The 14,394-nt window shown below is 72.7% G+C and carries 13 protein-coding genes and 1 pseudogene; 6 read left to right on the forward strand and 8 right to left on the reverse strand.

All coding sequences use genetic code 11. From position 1 onward, the window contains the following. Positions 1-574, forward strand: a pseudogene (locus G5C65_RS16985) (hypothetical protein); the annotation flags it as partial. 92 nt (positions 575-666) lie between these two features. Further along, on the forward strand, positions 667-1,356 hold the full coding sequence (locus G5C65_RS16990; RefSeq protein WP_165299693.1) for a histidine phosphatase family protein: 690 nt from the start codon (positions 667-669) through the stop codon (positions 1,354-1,356). A gap of 1 nt (position 1,357) precedes the next feature. Here the strand turns inward: G5C65_RS16990 and G5C65_RS16995 are convergent, their stop codons facing one another. Together G5C65_RS16995 and G5C65_RS17000 are read right to left on the reverse strand one after the other, a co-directional pair. Continuing rightward, positions 1,358-1,639 carry a hypothetical protein gene (locus G5C65_RS16995; protein WP_165299694.1) on the reverse strand — a complete coding sequence of 94 codons (282 nt, stop codon included), beginning with the start codon at positions 1,637-1,639 and terminating at the stop codon, positions 1,358-1,360. An 81-nt stretch (positions 1,640-1,720) separates the two neighbouring features. Further along, positions 1,721-2,584 carry a polysaccharide deacetylase family protein gene (locus tag G5C65_RS17000; protein ID WP_165299695.1) on the reverse strand — a complete coding sequence of 288 codons (864 nt, stop codon included), beginning with the start codon at positions 2,582-2,584 and terminating at the stop codon, positions 1,721-1,723. Between the two features lie 383 nt (positions 2,585-2,967). Between G5C65_RS17000 and G5C65_RS17005 the strand changes: the two genes are divergently transcribed. Then, positions 2,968-5,283 carry a glycosyl hydrolase family 18 protein gene (locus G5C65_RS17005; RefSeq protein ID WP_165299696.1) on the forward strand — a complete coding sequence of 772 codons (2,316 nt, stop codon included), beginning with the start codon at positions 2,968-2,970 and terminating at the stop codon, positions 5,281-5,283. Between the two features lie 109 nt (positions 5,284-5,392). Beyond that, positions 5,393-6,718 (forward strand): cytochrome P450, encoded by a 1,326-nt coding sequence (locus G5C65_RS17010; RefSeq protein ID WP_165299697.1) that lies wholly within the window; start codon positions 5,393-5,395, stop codon positions 6,716-6,718. 36 nt (positions 6,719-6,754) lie between these two features. Here the strand turns inward: G5C65_RS17010 and G5C65_RS17015 are convergent, their stop codons facing one another. The 6 genes from G5C65_RS17015 to G5C65_RS17040 form a co-directional block, all read right to left on the reverse strand. After that, a complete protein-coding gene (locus G5C65_RS17015; protein ID WP_165299698.1) occupies positions 6,755-7,630 on the reverse strand; it encodes a universal stress protein in 876 nt (291 codons plus the stop codon). A 132-nt stretch (positions 7,631-7,762) separates the two neighbouring features. Beyond that, positions 7,763-8,659, reverse strand: coding sequence for a potassium channel family protein (locus tag G5C65_RS17020; RefSeq protein WP_165299699.1), 897 nt, complete (start codon positions 8,657-8,659; stop codon positions 7,763-7,765). A gap of 76 nt (positions 8,660-8,735) precedes the next feature. Further along, on the reverse strand, positions 8,736-9,638 hold the full coding sequence (locus G5C65_RS17025) for an alpha/beta hydrolase (protein WP_165299705.1): 903 nt from the start codon (positions 9,636-9,638) through the stop codon (positions 8,736-8,738). 156 nt (positions 9,639-9,794) lie between these two features. After that, entirely contained in the window at positions 9,795-11,048 is a 1,254-nt protein-coding gene (locus G5C65_RS17030; protein WP_338146472.1) for an SGNH/GDSL hydrolase family protein, read from the reverse strand. A gap of 438 nt (positions 11,049-11,486) precedes the next feature. After that, positions 11,487-12,314, reverse strand: coding sequence for a DUF3592 domain-containing protein (locus G5C65_RS17035; RefSeq protein ID WP_241265853.1), 828 nt, complete (start codon positions 12,312-12,314; stop codon positions 11,487-11,489). A gap of 54 nt (positions 12,315-12,368) precedes the next feature. After that, positions 12,369-13,223, reverse strand: coding sequence for a helix-turn-helix transcriptional regulator (locus G5C65_RS17040; protein ID WP_420903325.1), 855 nt, complete (start codon positions 13,221-13,223; stop codon positions 12,369-12,371). Between the two features lie 78 nt (positions 13,224-13,301). Between G5C65_RS17040 and G5C65_RS17045 the strand changes: the two genes are divergently transcribed. After that, a complete protein-coding gene (locus G5C65_RS17045; protein ID WP_165299703.1) occupies positions 13,302-14,063 on the forward strand; it encodes an SDR family oxidoreductase in 762 nt (253 codons plus the stop codon). Positions 14,064-14,174: 111 nt separating this feature from the next. Beyond that, positions 14,175-14,384, forward strand: coding sequence for a 4-oxalocrotonate tautomerase family protein (locus G5C65_RS17050; protein WP_165299704.1), 210 nt, complete (start codon positions 14,175-14,177; stop codon positions 14,382-14,384). The last annotated feature ends 10 nt before the right edge of the window (positions 14,385-14,394 follow it).

Raw genomic sequence — 14,394 nt, forward strand, 5'->3', positions numbered from 1 at the left:
GCCCGCCGCGGGCCCGCCCGCTGCCGGTACGCCCGCCACGGACGCCTCCCCGGTGGGCCCGTCGGCCGCGCAGCCGCCCGGCGCGGGGCGGTCCGCGGACGCGGGTGCGTCCCGGGCCCCCGCCGCCCGGCCGCGTACGGACGACCCGCATCCGGCGATCCTCTCCGCCGCGCACGCCGGGCGGCACGGGGAGGCCGCGGCCATCGTCTCCCTCTGGGAGAGCGCGGCGCTGCGCGCGCACGGGCCGGGGTCGCCGGAGGCGATCCACTGGCTGGAGGTACGCGCGGACCTGGCCCGCATCGGCCAGGACCCCGGCCGCAGCTGCGAGTTGTGGATCTCCGCGGCCGAGGCCCGGCTCGGGCTGCGGCAGGCACCGGAGGATCCCGAGGTGCGGGCCGCGGCGGACCGGGCGCACCACCAGTGGACCCAGCTGGCGTCTCCGGAGCGGGCCGGGGAGCTCGCGCCCGCTCTCACGGCGCTGCGCGAGCGGGTGCCGGGCACGCAGCCGGGGGCGCTGCAGGCCATCAGGGAGCGGCTGGACGCGCTGTACGCCGCCGCGCCGGAGAGCCGCTGAAGCGTCTTCGGCGAGCGGCCCCTGCCCGGCGCGGTCCGCCGGAGGTAGGGCACCATGGTCAACTACCCTGAGCGGCCCGACAGAGAGGTGACATGGAGCCCACGCGCGTACTACTGGTCAAGCACGGCGACTCGCATCACCGGCACGAGGGAGTCAACGGCGGTCCGGACGGCTGTCGCGGGCTGACCGACCTCGGCCGGTGGGAGGCCGGGCGGCTGCGGGACCGGCTGATGTCTCCCGGGTCCCTCACCGGGACGGTGACCGTCTACAGCTCGGTCATCCCCCGTGCGGTGGAGACGGCCGAGATCCTGGCCGAGGCCGTGGGCGGCGCCCACGGCCTGGAGCAGCCCCCGGAGGTCGTCCGGGACTGCGGCCTGTGCACGTACCACACGGACGAGAAGCTGGACGGCGTGCCCTGGGACGAGATCCGCAGGGACCACGCGGCGCCCAACGGCGGGGTGTTCCTGCCGTTCCAGCGGGGCATCGAGTCGTGGAGCGACCTGGTCAACCGCGTCTGCAAGGCGCTGACGGCCATCGCCGTGCGGCACGCGGGGGAGACGGTCATCATCGCGGGGCACGAGGAGACGGTGGAGGCTTCGCTGATCGCCTTCGGCGCGCTGCCGGTGTACCGCACCTTCGATGTGGGCGTGCACACCGCGTCGGTGACGGAGTGGGTCACCGCAGATGACCCGTCCGCCGAGTGGGACACGGCGGCCACGTCCTGGCTTCCCGCCCGCTGGACACTGACGCGGTTCGCGGACAGCGCGCACACGGAGGAGTGAACTACCGCTCGCCCGTGGCGAACGTGACCGGGTACGACACCGTGCTGCCGGGGCGGGGGGTCCGCCCCGCCCGGTCCCCCCGCTTCTCCCGGCCCTTCTTCTCCTGTTCCTTTCTCAGGTCGTCGAAGTCGACCGGAAAGTGGACGGTGGTGCGCGGGTCGGGAGTGTCGTCCTTGCTCTCCCCGGCCCGTACGTCGTCGTCGCTGAGCCAGCCGAAGACCAGTATGGTCACCACGGCCAGTGCGATGAGCAGTGTCCTGGAGCCCACCTTGATGAACGCCACCCGTTCCCCCTCCCGCCGCCTCCCGCCGCCCGGGCGCCCTGTCGGTCCATGCTGGCATCCCCAAGCGGCGGGACACACCCGCTACTTGGCGTCTTCAGCCGCGTAGTGCGCCGCGATCTCGTCGCTCGTCGTCACCCATACCCCCGGGTGCCCGACGATGTACGCGAGCGCCTGGTCCAGGTACTTCGCGCGGAAGGGCTGTCCGGTCACGAACGGGTGCAGCGCCAGGGACATCACCCGTCCGCCGCTCTCCGCGTCCGCGTAGAGCTGGTCGAACTGGTCCTTGACCATCTGGACGAAGTCCGGTCCGGTGAGGCTCTTGCCGACGAACAGGGTGATGTCGTTGAGCTCGGTCTGGTAGGGGACGCTCAGCATGCCGGGGACGTTGAGCCGGTAGGGCTGGTCGTCGTTCGACCAGTCCAGCACGTAGCGCAGGCCGAGTTCGGCGAGCAGCGCGGGCGTGTGGAAGGTCTCGGTGAGGCCGGGGCCCATCCAGCCGAGCGGCCGCTGCCCTGTGGTCCGCTCGATGGTGGCGACGACGTCGGTCAGATAGGCGCGCTCCTCGTCGCGTTCCATGCCGGTCTGGAAGACGGTGTTGTTCTTGCCGTGCGCGAGCCACACCCAGTTCCGCTCCCTGCCCGCTTCGACGATCCGCGGATAGCGCTCCGGGACGTCGGAGTTGAGCAGGACGCTCGCACGGATCCCGTGGCGGTCGAGGATCTCGGTCATCCGCCAGATGCCGACCCGGGGGCCGTAGTCGCGCCAGCCGAAGTTCAGCGGGTCGGGCGCGAAGCTTGAGGTGCCAGGGAAGATGCTGGTGCCGGGCCGGTCGATCTCGTAGTGCTCGATGTTCAGCCCGACGTAGAAGGCGATCCGGGCGCCGTCCGGCCAGCGCAGCGGCTCGCGGTCGACGATCGGGCTGTAGGAGAAGAGTTCGTTGTCCATACACCGATCCTCGAACCCTCACACAGGTGGGAAGGTCAAGCGGGCGCCGGGCGGGACGGGCGCCACGTGCACGTGCGGGGCCCGGAGCGGCGGAACGGCTCAGGGAGGGTCAAGAGACGGTAAAATTTCTCGGAATTGGTCCAGTCCTTTGTAGGGGTGGGGACGTGGGAGAGTCGTCCGGAGCGGTCGATTGGTACAGACCTTAAGGCCCGTCCAGTGCGTTGACATGTTCGCGCTGGGCAGTTGTCTTGGAGACCGTACCGCCGCATGTACGTCCGGACACCCGCGCCGGACACGGACACCGAGGGCCCTCCGGACCCATCCCCCCGCCGGAGGGCCCCGGCACGGGTGAACGGCCTCACCTCCACCCCCCAAGGAGAGCCGTGTCCACACCGAGAGCCGCCGTCCGGCGGCACAGAGCCCTGCCCCCACTCCGCCGGCTGATCGCCGTCCTCGCCGTGTTCGCGCTGGCGCTGACCGGCCTCACCGCGCTCACCAGCCCCGCGCACGCGCAGGGTTCGCTCACCGCCACCTTCAGCAGCTCCGGCAGCGGATCGTCCTGGACGGGCAAGTTCGTCGTCGAGAACAACGGCGACGCGGCAGTGGACACCTGGTCGCTGGAGTTCGACCTCCCCGACGGCGTCTCGGTCAGCGGCCACACCCACGGCACCGCCGAGGTCGACGGCCGGCACGTCACCGTGACGCCCGCGCACTACAACGCCCGCATCCCGGCCGGCCGCGACACCGAGCCGTACAGCTACACCTTCCAGGGCAGCGGGCCGATGACGGAGCCCACCGGCTGCCTCATCAACGGCGAGAAGTGCGACGGCAGTCCCGCCATCCCCCCCAAGGCCCCCGCGGGCGTCGAGGTGGCCGACACCACGGCCCGTACCGTCACCCTGGAGTGGGACGAGGCCGCCCAGGGCGACTTCCCCGTCGCCTCGTACGAGGTGCTGGACGGGGACACCGTCGTCGCGGCCGGCGCGGAGCGCGAGGCCACCGTGCGCGAGCTGCAGCCCGCCACCGAGTACACGTTCACCGTCCGCGCCAAGGACACCCGGGGCAACACGGGCGAGCCCAGCGCGCCCGTCACCGCGACCACCGTCGACCCCGCCACCGACACCGAGCCGCCCACGGCGCCCGGCAGCCTCCGCGCGGGCGAGGTGACCTCCAGCACCGTCGAGCTCAGCTGGGACCCGGCCAGGGACAACCAGCGCGTCGCCGCGTACGACGTGTACCAGGGGGCGGAACGGGTGGACACCGTGCGCGCCGACACTCTCACCACCACCCTGACCGGCCTGGCGCCCGCCACCGAGTACACCTTCACCGTCAAGGCGCGGGACGCCGCCGACAACGCCTCACCCGCCAGCAACGCGCTGACCGTCACCACGGACGACCCCGTGGGCCAGGACGGCTACGCGAAGGTGGGCTACTTCGTGCAGTGGGGCATCTACGGCCGCCAGTACTTCGTGAAGGACCTCGACACCTCGGGCGCCGCGGCCAAGATGGACGTCGTCAACTACGCGTTCGCCAACATCGACCCGGAGAACCTCACCTGCCTCAACGGCGTCACCAAGGGCACCTCGGGCGACCCGCAGGACCCCAACGAGGGCGACGGCGCAGGCGACGCCGAGGCCGACTACGGCCGGGCCTTCACCGCGGCGCAGTCCGTGGACGGCGTGGCCGACGACGGCTGGGGCAAGCTGCGCGGCAACTTCAACCAGCTCAAGAAGCTCAAGGCCAAGCACCCGCATCTGAAGGTGGTCGTCTCGCTGGGCGGCTGGACGTACTCGAAGTACTTCTCCGACGCCGCCAAGACGGACGCCTCCCGCAAGAAGTTCGTCAAGTCCTGCATCGACATGTACATCAAGGGCAACCTGCCCGAGTACAACGGGGCCGGCGGGGACGGCGTCGCCGCCGGGATCTTCGACGGCATCGACCTCGACTGGGAGTGGCCCGGCTCTCCCGACGGCCACCCCGGCAACCACTGGAGCCCCGAGGACAAGGCCAACAACACCGCCCTGATCGCCGAGTTCCGCAAGCAGCTCGACGCGCTCGGCGGCGGCCACAAGCTGCTCACCGCCTTCACCCCCGCCGACCCCGGGAAGATCGACGCGGGCTGGGACATCAAGAAGATCTTCCGCGACCTGGACTTCGCGAACGTCCAGGGCTACGACTTCCACGGCTCGGGCAGCGACAACTCCTGGGAGCCCGACCGCACGGGCCACCAGGCCAACCTCTACGTGGATGAGCAGACCCCGTACGAGAACGACTTCAGCATCGACGGGGCCGTCCAGCACTACCTCGACGCCGGCGTCAGTCCGCGCAAGCTGACCATCGGCTTCCCGTTCTACGGGCGAGGCTGGCAGCAGGTCGCCGACGGCGGTGCCGACGGCGAGTGGCAGAGCGCCAACGGGGCCGCGCCCGGCCAGTTCCCGAGCGAGGCGGGCACCCGCGGCTACGACAACCTGACCGCCAGCCTGCCCAACATGACCGTCCACCACGACACCCAGTCCGTCTCCACCTACGGCTACACCGGGGACGGCGGCCAGTGGTGGTCGTTCGACGACCCCTGGTCCATCGAGCAGAAGACCGCGTACATCAGGGACAAGGGGCTGCTCGGCGGCATGGTCTGGGAGATGTCCGGGGACACGTCGAACGGACTGCTGTTCAACACCCTGGTACGCGGCTTGCCATGACCGCGTCCGGTATGCCTTGCTGAGGTGGCGGGGCGGGCGGCACGCACGCGGAAGCGGCACGGCCGCAAGCGGCGCCCGCCCGCACCGCGACCCGTGAGGAGGCGAGACCGTGGCCCCGGCCATTCCCGGACCCGAGCCCCGGACGGACGGCGGCGCGGGCGCCGTCGCGGCGGCGGGCGGACTGCACACCTACCAGCTCCGCCTGCACGCCGAGTACGGCCCCGTCGTACGGTTCCAGCTGCCCGGAGCGGAGACGGCCGTGTCCGTCGCCGACCCGGTGCTGCTGGAGGCCACCGCCCACCTCGACAAGCGGCCCGAGCGGCTGTTCGCCTTCCTGGACCCGCTGTGCGAGGCGGGCAACCTGCAGGTGCTCCCGGCCGAGGAGCACGCCCCGTGGCGGCGCGTGCTGCTGTCCGTGCTGGCCGGACGCCCCTCCCACGAACGGCACTTCGCACGGTTCACCGAGCTGGCGACGGCGCTCGCGGACGACTGGGCGGAGCGGTCCGGGCAGGGGCCCGTCGCACTGCAGAAGGACCTCACCGCGCTGACGCTGCGGATGATCTGCGCATACGCCCTCGGCGGCGAGGCCGACGACCCGGACCGCGTCGTCGCCGCCTTCGAGGAGGTGCTCACCGAGCACCTGGGGCGGCTCTACCAGGTGCCCCTCCCGGGCACCCCGCAGGAGCGCGCACGGCGCGCGGAGGAGGCACTCACCCGCCTCCGCACGGCCGTCGACCGTGCCGTCGCGGCACACCGCTCCGGCAGCCGCGCGGAGCGCAGCGATCTGATCGGGGCGCTCGTCGAGGCCCGCGAGCACCCCGCCCGCATCCGCGACACCGTCATGGTGACGATGCTGGCCGCCCACCACACCACCGGTGTCGCCGTCTCCTGGGCCCTGCACCTGCTGGGAGGGCACCCCGGGCCCGCCGCACGGGTGGCGGACGAACTGGACCGCGTGCTCGGCGACCGCGCCGCGCCCGACTACGCCGACCTGCGGCGGCTCCCGTACCTGGAGATGGTCCTCAAGGAGGCGATGCGGCTCTTCCCGCCCGGCCCCTACGGCGCACGGGAGACCGAGGACCCGCTGACGCTGGGCGACTACGAGATCCCCGCCGGCGCGACCGTCTTCTACCCCTTCTGGGCGATCCATATGAACCCCGACTACTGGCCCGAGCCCGGGAGATTCCTGCCGGAGCGCTTCACCGCTCAGGAGACGGCCGCGCGGCCCCGGCTGGCCTACGTCCCCTTCGGGCTCGGGCCGCGCAGCTGCGAGGGCGCGGCCCTGGCCATGGTGGAGGCGGAACTGGTCCTGGCCGTCCTGCTCAAACGCTTCCGCTTCCGGCCCGCGCCCGGCCACGAGGTGACGCCGATCGAACGGTTCGTCCTGTGGGCGGCCGACGACATCCGGATGCTGGTCACCCCGCGGGACGCGTGAGCGCCCCGACGGCCCGCCGGCGCCGGCGGACGCCGCTCAGGGCTCCGCCGCGGGCGGTACGACGACGACCGGGCACCGGGCGTGCCGCAGCACGCCCTGGCTGACCGAGCCCAGCAGCATGCCGACGAAGCCGCCGTGCCCCCGGGACCCCACGACCAGCCCGGTGGCGCCCTCCGCCGCATCCGTGAGCACCTGCACCGGGTGGCCGGCCACGGCCTCCTGCTCGACCCGGACGCCGGGATGCCGGGCGCTCAGCGGGGAGACCACCTCCTCCAGGGTCCGCTCGGCCTCCCCGGCCACGGCCTGGACGTCCAGGGACCCCAGCCAGGGGCTGTGCCACGCGCAGACGGCCCGCAGAGCGGCCCCGCGTGCGGCGGCCTCCCCGAAGGCCAGCCGGGCCGCCGCCGCGGCGCTCGGGCTGCCGTCCACGCCGACCACGAGGAACGGCTCCCCGGTGGCCGGCTTCCGCGCCTCCTCGGGGACCACCGCCACGGGGCAGTGGACATGCGCCATGACCGGCAGGGCCACGGCGGACACCGGGAAGGGACCGCGTTTCGAGGGCGGGCGGGCGCCCAGGACGACCATCGCGGCGCCCGCCGCCCGCGCCCGCAGGGCCTCGGCGGGCTGCTCGTCGGCCGCGACACCGGTGACCTCCACCTGCGGGTACCGGTCGGTGACGAACTGCTCGGACTCCGTCAGCGCCTGCTCGCCCTGGGCGCGCAGGTTCGCCGCCACGTCGGACGCGAGCACGGCCGCGCCGTACGACATCGAGGGCATCCCCCACGCGTGCACGAGCAGCAGCGGTGCGCCGCTGTGCTGCGCCTCGGCGGCGGCCCACAGCAGCGCCTCGCGCTGGCCGGTGTCCGGGGTGATGCCGACGACGATCGGCGGATGTTCGGACGAGTCGGTCATGGTGACCTCCCGAAGAGCTCATGCGCCATCCGCGCGGGACGGCGCGCTGCCGTCTTCTCCCCGGCTCTCCCTCCAGGAAAGCACCCGCGCCGGTGGCTCCGCCACACGCGGGCGCACGGCGCGGTGCACACCTCACCCGCCCGCGGCCGGGCCCGTTGTCCGCCGGTGGCCGTGGTCGGCGGCGTACGCGCCGAAGACCTCGGCCGCGGAGCCGCCGGTATGCAGGAACCGCTGGTCCAGCACGGTGGCGAGGTCGTCCAGGGCTTCGGAGAGCACATCCGCGGCCCGTCGGACGTCGGCGTCGGACGCGGCAGCTCCGCGCCGGGCCAGCTCGCAGGCGTAGCCGGACACGACCGCCAGCGAGGTCTCGTCCTCGCCGTCGTGGAAGTAGTACGCCTCGGCGTACTGCGTGAAGTCGATCCGGACCCGCAGTACGTCGGCGGCCAGGCCCTCCAGCAGCGAGGCCGTCAGGACCTCGCCCGACGGCCGCTCCCTGCGGTCCGTGCGGAGCAGCACCGCCAGGCGCAGCGCCAGGGCCTTTCTGCGGGCCAGCGCGGGGTAGATCTCCAGCACCCAGGAGACCGTGGCCGTCAGCAGGACGAAACCGACCAGGGCCTCCAGGGGCGCCGCGATGCGCAGCCACTCCTCCGTCGGCGCGATGTCGCCGAGCCCGAGGGTGCTCACATGCACCATCGACAGATAGAGCGAGTCCAGCAGCCCGGTGTGCTCGGAGGCCCGCAGTTCGTTCGCGAAGGCGAAGCTGTCCGGCATGTGGGGCCAGTAGACGATGGCCCAGCCGAGGATGATCGTGCCGGCCCACAGCCCCACCACGCTCACCACGGCGAGCGGCCCCGCCAGCCCGGCCACGTGGCCGCTGCGGGTGCGCAGCGGCCGCGACAGCCGCCACAGCGCCGTCATGACGACCCTGCTCAGGCCGCCGCGGCGGGTGGGGTGCCAGAGTGTGTGGAAGAGATCGCGGAGCGTGATCACCACCAGTGCGGCACCGAACAGCGAGACCAGCCACTCCATGGACCGAGCCTAGGCGGTACCCGGCGGCCCCGTCGGACGTCCCTCGGTTCGGACGCCGGCCTGGGCCGGGGACGCCTCAGTCGGCCAGGGCGCGGCGCAGGGCGGCGGCGAGTTCCGCGATCTGCCGCTGGGACACCTCGGCGGACAGGATCGCCTGCGACCCGTGGAACGTGCCGGGCCACTGGTGCAGCTCCACGGACACGCCCGCCTGGAGCAGCCGCTGCGCGTAGGCGATGTTCTCGTCGCGGTTCGGGCAGAACTCCGCGGAGGCGATGTAGGCGCTCGGCAGGCCGGCCAGGTCGGCGGCACGTGCCGGGGCGGCGTACCCGGCAGCGGGTGCCGAGCCCAGGTAGTGCTGCCAGGACGCGGCGATCTTGCCGTGGTTCAGCCAGGGCGTGTCGGTGAAGTTCCGGGCCGACCACGTCTCCTGCCGGTCGTCCAGCTGCGGCTGGTTGAGCAGTTGGAAGCGGATCGGCGGCCCTTGCTCGTCACGCGCACGCAGGGCCAGCGCGGCTGCGATGCCGCCGCCGGCGCTGTGGCCGCCGACCGCGATCCGCTCCGGGGCGACACCGAGCTCGTCCGCGTGCTCGGCCGTCCAGGCCAGCGCGGCGCCGGCGTCGTCCAGGGCGGCGGGGTACGGGTGCTCGGGCGCCAGGCGGTAGCCCACCGAGACCACCGCGGCGCCGGAGGCGTCCGCCATCCGGGTGGCCCACGGGTGCTCGGTGTCCAGGTCGCCCATGACGAACCCGCCGCCGTGCAGCCACACGACGGCACCCCGCGGCTGAGGGGGGCGGTAGATCCGTACGGCCACCTCGGCGTCCGCGTCCACGGGCACCGTGTGGTCCTCGATCTCCATGCCGGTGGTGTCCGGCGGCGGAATCGCGGCGGCCAGCTCGGCGAAGTTCTTGCGCTCGGCAACCGGGTCGGTCAGGTCCGCCCGGGGGAACAGGGGGACGAATGCTTCGAGTTCGGGGTCCATGGCGGCCATCTTCGCGCCCGCCGCCTCCCCGTTCACCCGACAACTGTCGGGTATCCCCTCGGCTGCGCGCGCCGACCGGTGCACCGCCCCTCCCCGCGGCGCGGCCGGGGTCTCCGTGACCGGTCCGCCCGGCGGCCGGTCACGGAGACCTGGGGCTCAGCGCACGCCGACGTCGATCGCGTCGGCCATGGCGCGGTAGCCGGCGTCACTCGGGTGCAGGTGGTCGCCGCTGTCGTAGGCGGGGGCCAGCCGGTCCGCGTCAGCGGGGTCGGCCAGCGCATGGTCCAGGTCGACGACCTCGTCGTACGCATCGGAGGTGCGGATCCACTCGTTCAGCGCGTCGCGCTTGGTCTCGCCGCGCTCGGTGAAGTACGAGGCGCCCTTGAAGGGCAGGAGTGTCGAACCCACCACCGTGAGGCCCGCGGCGCGTGCCTGGCCGACGAGGTCGCGGTGCGCGGCGATGAGCTGCTCCACCGAGATGTCCGGGATGTTGCCGCCCGGCCGGCCCAGCCCGATGTCGTTGATGCCTTCGAGCACGATGACGGTGCCCACGTCCGGCTCGGCGAGCACGTCCTTCTCGAAGCGGTCCACGCCGCTCTCGCCGGTGCCCGGAGTGCCGGTGGTGATCATGTTTCCGCTGATGCCGTGGTTGAGCACGCTGCGCGGACTGTCCGCCTCGGCGAAGTCCTCCGCCATCTCGTCCGGGTAGCGGTTGTTCGCGTCGACGGTGGAGGCGAAGCCGTCGGTGATCGAGTCCCCGAAGGCCACCACGCCGTCCCGGCGCCCGTCGTCCTCGTTGCGGACCTCGACGTCCGAGAGGTAGTACCAGGACACGGAGGTCTCGGTGAACGCCTCTCCGCTCTCGTCGGACCGGTGATCGCCCGACGTACGGTAGCTCGTGGCGGAGGCCGCCATGTGGTACGTGGCCGGGCCGGTCGGTTCCGCCAGATACAGCGTGACGGTCAGCGACTCCAGCGCCTCGACCTCCATCCGCACCGTGTCGCTGAAGACCTCCTCGCCCTCGGGAACCGTCACCGACTCCTCGTCCCCGAAGGTCAGCGGCCGTGTGGTGCCCTCCTGTACCGAGGCGCCGTCGGCCGTACGCGCGACCGTGGCTCCGGCCACCTCCAGCGGCGAGTCGCCGTAGCGGTTGGAGAGCTCGAAGCGGGCCCCGGTGCCGCCGGTGCTGACACGGATCACCTGGCGTACCGTCTGCTGCTCGAAGCCCTGCTGCGACCAGTTCGGAATGATGCCCCGTCCCGGCGGCTGCACGGACGTCGACCAGCCGCCCTGCCATGTCTCGGCGCTGTGCCGTTCGGCCCCCCGCACGCTCGCGGCGTCGGCTCCGACGCCGGCTGCCGACGCCGGCCACAGGGGGACGGCCAGCAGCGCCGCGGCGGCCAGCAGCACCGCGCCCCGGCGGGCCGCGGACCCCGACCGGGCCGCAGCCCGTAACCCCCGGCGCCCGGGACGGGTATCCGGCCTCGCAACTCTGTCTCGCTTCCGGTCCTTCACGGGATCGCTCCCTCGGTGTCGTGTGTCGCTCGTGATTCTGTACGGGCGGCAGGTCCCGTCCCTGCCGCGCCGCCGCCGTACCGTGCATCGGCTTCCCCACCTGTCTCCCGTCGTTCACTGCCGTAGCGCGTCACAGCATGTCCGCCAGGGCATGAACGCGACACCATCGGACGCACCCATGACCTGGCTCGTCCGCCTTCCCTCCTCTCGTCTCCCGGCTCTCCCGTACTCACTACCCCGCCGGGGACGGGCGTCCGCCACAACCGCGCGGTGCCGAGCCGGAACCGGCCACGGAGCACGGCGTGGGGGCGGACGCTCATGGCGCATTCGCGCTCACCGCGTCGTCAGCAGCACCACGATGGCCAGCGTGCCGCCGAGGACCACCAGGCCGACCACGGCGAACAGCCAGAACAGCGGGCGGACCCGGTCGTCGGCGAGCAGCATGCGGTAGGGGTCGTCAGGGTGGTACAGCACACTGACGGACTGTCCTGGCACCGTCCGCCGCCGCAGCGTGCCCCGTCCGGACGCCGTCTCGACCATGTGCCCGGTGGGCAGGGCGAAGCGCACGACGGGGTGGTGGAGCGTCAGGCCCTCCCGCGTGCTCGACGTCGACTCGCCCACGACGACGCCGTCCGCCGTACCACCGCGCCGCCGCAGGGCCCGCACCTGGCCGATGCCGGAGCCGCCCACCCCGAGGAGAACGCTGCCCAGGACGACGGGAACGCCCGCTCCCACCACGGCGGCCGGCGTCTCCTCGTCGAGCGCGGCGAAGAGCGCCGCGACCACCATGCCGAGGATGCCCAGCGCGCAGAAGAGACGCGGTACGGCGCGGCCGAAGCCGACGATGGCGACGTCCCGCGGGTCGGCCGGGTTGTAGAAGACCGTCACGGCCCGTCCCGGCACGACCGAGCTGACGCTGGAGCCGACCTGCGACCTGGTGCGCACCACCCGGCCGTCGGCAGTCGTGAACTCGACAACCGGCGCCTGGACCAGGCCGGCGCCGCCGCCGCCTTCCCCGATGCGTTCGTCCTGGCCCACGACGAGCGCGTGGGTGCGTATCCCGCCCCGGCGCAGGGCCCGTTCACGCAGCAGCCGGTAGCCCGCGCCGCCCGTGACCGCCGCTCCGGCCACCGCTGTGACCAGCACGGCCTCCCATGGCATCGACACCGTGTACCTCCCCCGTACCGTGTCATCGGCATGTCAGCCGTTCTATGATCACATCGCCTGGGTGCCGATGACCGCGAGCAGGTCGAGCTGTGCGGCGCTGTCGGTGCCGACGGCGGGGGTGAACCAGAGCAGCCGCTGCCGGCCGTCCTCACTGAACAGGTTGAGGCAGTTGACCTCGATCAGGCCGAGTGTGCGGTGGTTGAGGCGCTTGCGGTCGTTGCGGCGGAAGGCCACGTCGTGCTCGGCCCACAGCGCGGCGAACTCGGCGGACAGATCGAGCAGCGAACCGACCATCGAGCCGGCCTCGTCGTCCTTGGCGTCCCGCCGGGCGATGGCCGCCCGCAGGTCGGCGACGAAGGTCCGGGACTGCTCCGCGTGGTCGGCTTCGGGGTACAGCAGCCGCGCTTCGGGGTCGGTGAACCAGCGGTAGACGAAGCTGGCCCGGGGACCGTGGAGACCGGACTGGTCTCCGAGCAGCGCCATCGCGAGGGGGTTCTGTGCGAGGGTGACGTGCAGGTCGGTGATGACCTGCGCGGGTGTCGACGTCAGACGGCTGAGCAGGTCGAGCATGCCGGGGTGGACGTGCGAGGCGGCTGTGCCCTGCGCGGGCACGGGGCGGCTCGCGAGGCGGTAGAGGTAGTCGCGCTCGTCGGCGGTCAGGCGCAGCGCCCTGGCCAGCGCGGCGATCATCTGTTCGGACGGCTGGGACCCGGCGCCGCGCTCCAGCTCGTTGTAGTAGTCCACCGACGCTCCGGCGAGCTGGGCGACCTCGTCCCGGCGCAGCCCCGGCACCCTGCGCCGCGGCCCGGACGGGAGCCCGACGTCGGCCGGGCGGATGCGTTCCCGCCGCGAGCGCAGGAAAGCGCCCAGTTCGGTGTATTTCGCTGAAGCCATGCCTGCCATTCTGCGCCCGGCCGGGCCGCTGACCCAGGGGATGTCGTCCCCTGGTTGCCCTGGTCAGCGTTGTGCATCCTGGCGGACATGAACACAAACCACCCCGCAGGGACGGGGGCGGCCGCGCGGGCTGCCGTCGTCACCGGAGGATCACGCGGCATCGGCCGGGAGGTCTCCCGCAAGCTCGCCCAGGACGGTCTGGCCGTCGTGGTGAACTACGTACACGACGCGGACGCCGCCGAGGAGACGGTGGCGTCGATCACCGCCGACGGCGGACGGGCGGTCGCGGTGCAGGGGGACGTCGCGGACGAGGACGCGGTCGCCGCGCTGTTCGACCGGACCGAGCAGGAGTTCGGAGGCGTGGACGTGGTCGTGAACTGCGCCGGCCGGCTCGCGCTGTCCCCCATCGCCGACCTCGACCTTGCGCAGCTCGACGCCATGCACCGCACCAACATCCGCGGCACCTTCGTCGTCGCCCAGCAGGCGGCCCGGCGGCTGCGTGCGGGCGGCTCGTTCGTGGGCTTCTCGACCTCCGTGGTCGGCAGCCAGTTCCCCGGCTACGGTGCGTACGCAGCGAGCAAGGGCGCCGTCGAGTCGATGACGCTGATCCTCGCCCGCGAGTTGCGGGGGCGGGATGTCACCGTGAACACCGTCGCCCCCGGGCCCACGGCCACGGAGCTGTTCCTGGAGGGCAAGACCGACGAGCAGATCGACCAGCTGGCCAAGGTGCCGCCGCTGGAGCGGCTGGGCGCGGCGCAGGACATCGCCCGTGTGGTCGCGTTCCTCGCCGGCCCGGAAGGGCACTGGGTGAACGGCCAGACCCTGCGGGCCAACGGGGGCATGGTCTGACGCAGCGGCCGAGTACGTACCCGGCGCCCACCCGAGCGGCACCAACCGCTGCGCGCCCCCCGACCACTGCTTCCGCACCCGCGGAAGAGAACCACTCAAGGAGAGACACCCATGCCTTTCGCCAACTTCAAGGTCCCGGCCGGCACCCTCGCGGCCGAGGACAAGAAGAAGATCGTCGAGCGCACCACCGATCTGTACGCGGAGATCTACGGTGAGCGGGCCCGCGCCACCACCGTCGTGCTCGTCGACGAGGTCGCAGACGGCGGCTGGGGAGTCGCCGGCAACGTCCTGACAGCCGCCATGCTCAACGGCGACGCCTGACCCGCCCCCC

Source organism: Streptomyces boncukensis (assembly GCF_011045075.1).
Taxonomy (GTDB): Bacteria; Actinomycetota; Actinomycetes; order Streptomycetales; family Streptomycetaceae; genus Streptomyces; species Streptomyces boncukensis.

What these genes read in the sequence shown, in the direction of transcription:
- G5C65_RS16990 (WP_165299693.1), top strand. Translation starts at nt 667, where the DNA reads ATGGAGCCCACGCGCGTACTACTGGTCAAGCACGGCGACTCGCATCAC.
- G5C65_RS17000 (WP_165299695.1), bottom strand. Translation starts at nt 2,584, where the DNA reads ATGGACAACGAACTCTTCTCCTACAGCCCGATCGTCGACCGCGAGCCG.
- G5C65_RS17015 (WP_165299698.1), bottom strand. Translation starts at nt 7,630, where the DNA reads ATGACCGACTCGTCCGAACATCCGCCGATCGTCGTCGGCATCACCCCG.
- G5C65_RS17020 (WP_165299699.1), bottom strand. Translation starts at nt 8,659, where the DNA reads ATGGAGTGGCTGGTCTCGCTGTTCGGTGCCGCACTGGTGGTGATCACG.
- G5C65_RS17025 (WP_165299705.1), bottom strand. Translation starts at nt 9,638, where the DNA reads ATGGACCCCGAACTCGAAGCATTCGTCCCCCTGTTCCCCCGGGCGGAC.
- G5C65_RS17035 (WP_241265853.1), bottom strand. Translation starts at nt 12,314, where the DNA reads ATGCCATGGGAGGCCGTGCTGGTCACAGCGGTGGCCGGAGCGGCGGTC.
- G5C65_RS17040 (WP_420903325.1), bottom strand. Translation starts at nt 13,223, where the DNA reads ATGGCAGGCATGGCTTCAGCGAAATACACCGAACTGGGCGCTTTCCTG.
- G5C65_RS17045 (WP_165299703.1), top strand. Translation starts at nt 13,302, where the DNA reads ATGAACACAAACCACCCCGCAGGGACGGGGGCGGCCGCGCGGGCTGCC.
- G5C65_RS17050 (WP_165299704.1), top strand. Translation starts at nt 14,175, where the DNA reads ATGCCTTTCGCCAACTTCAAGGTCCCGGCCGGCACCCTCGCGGCCGAG.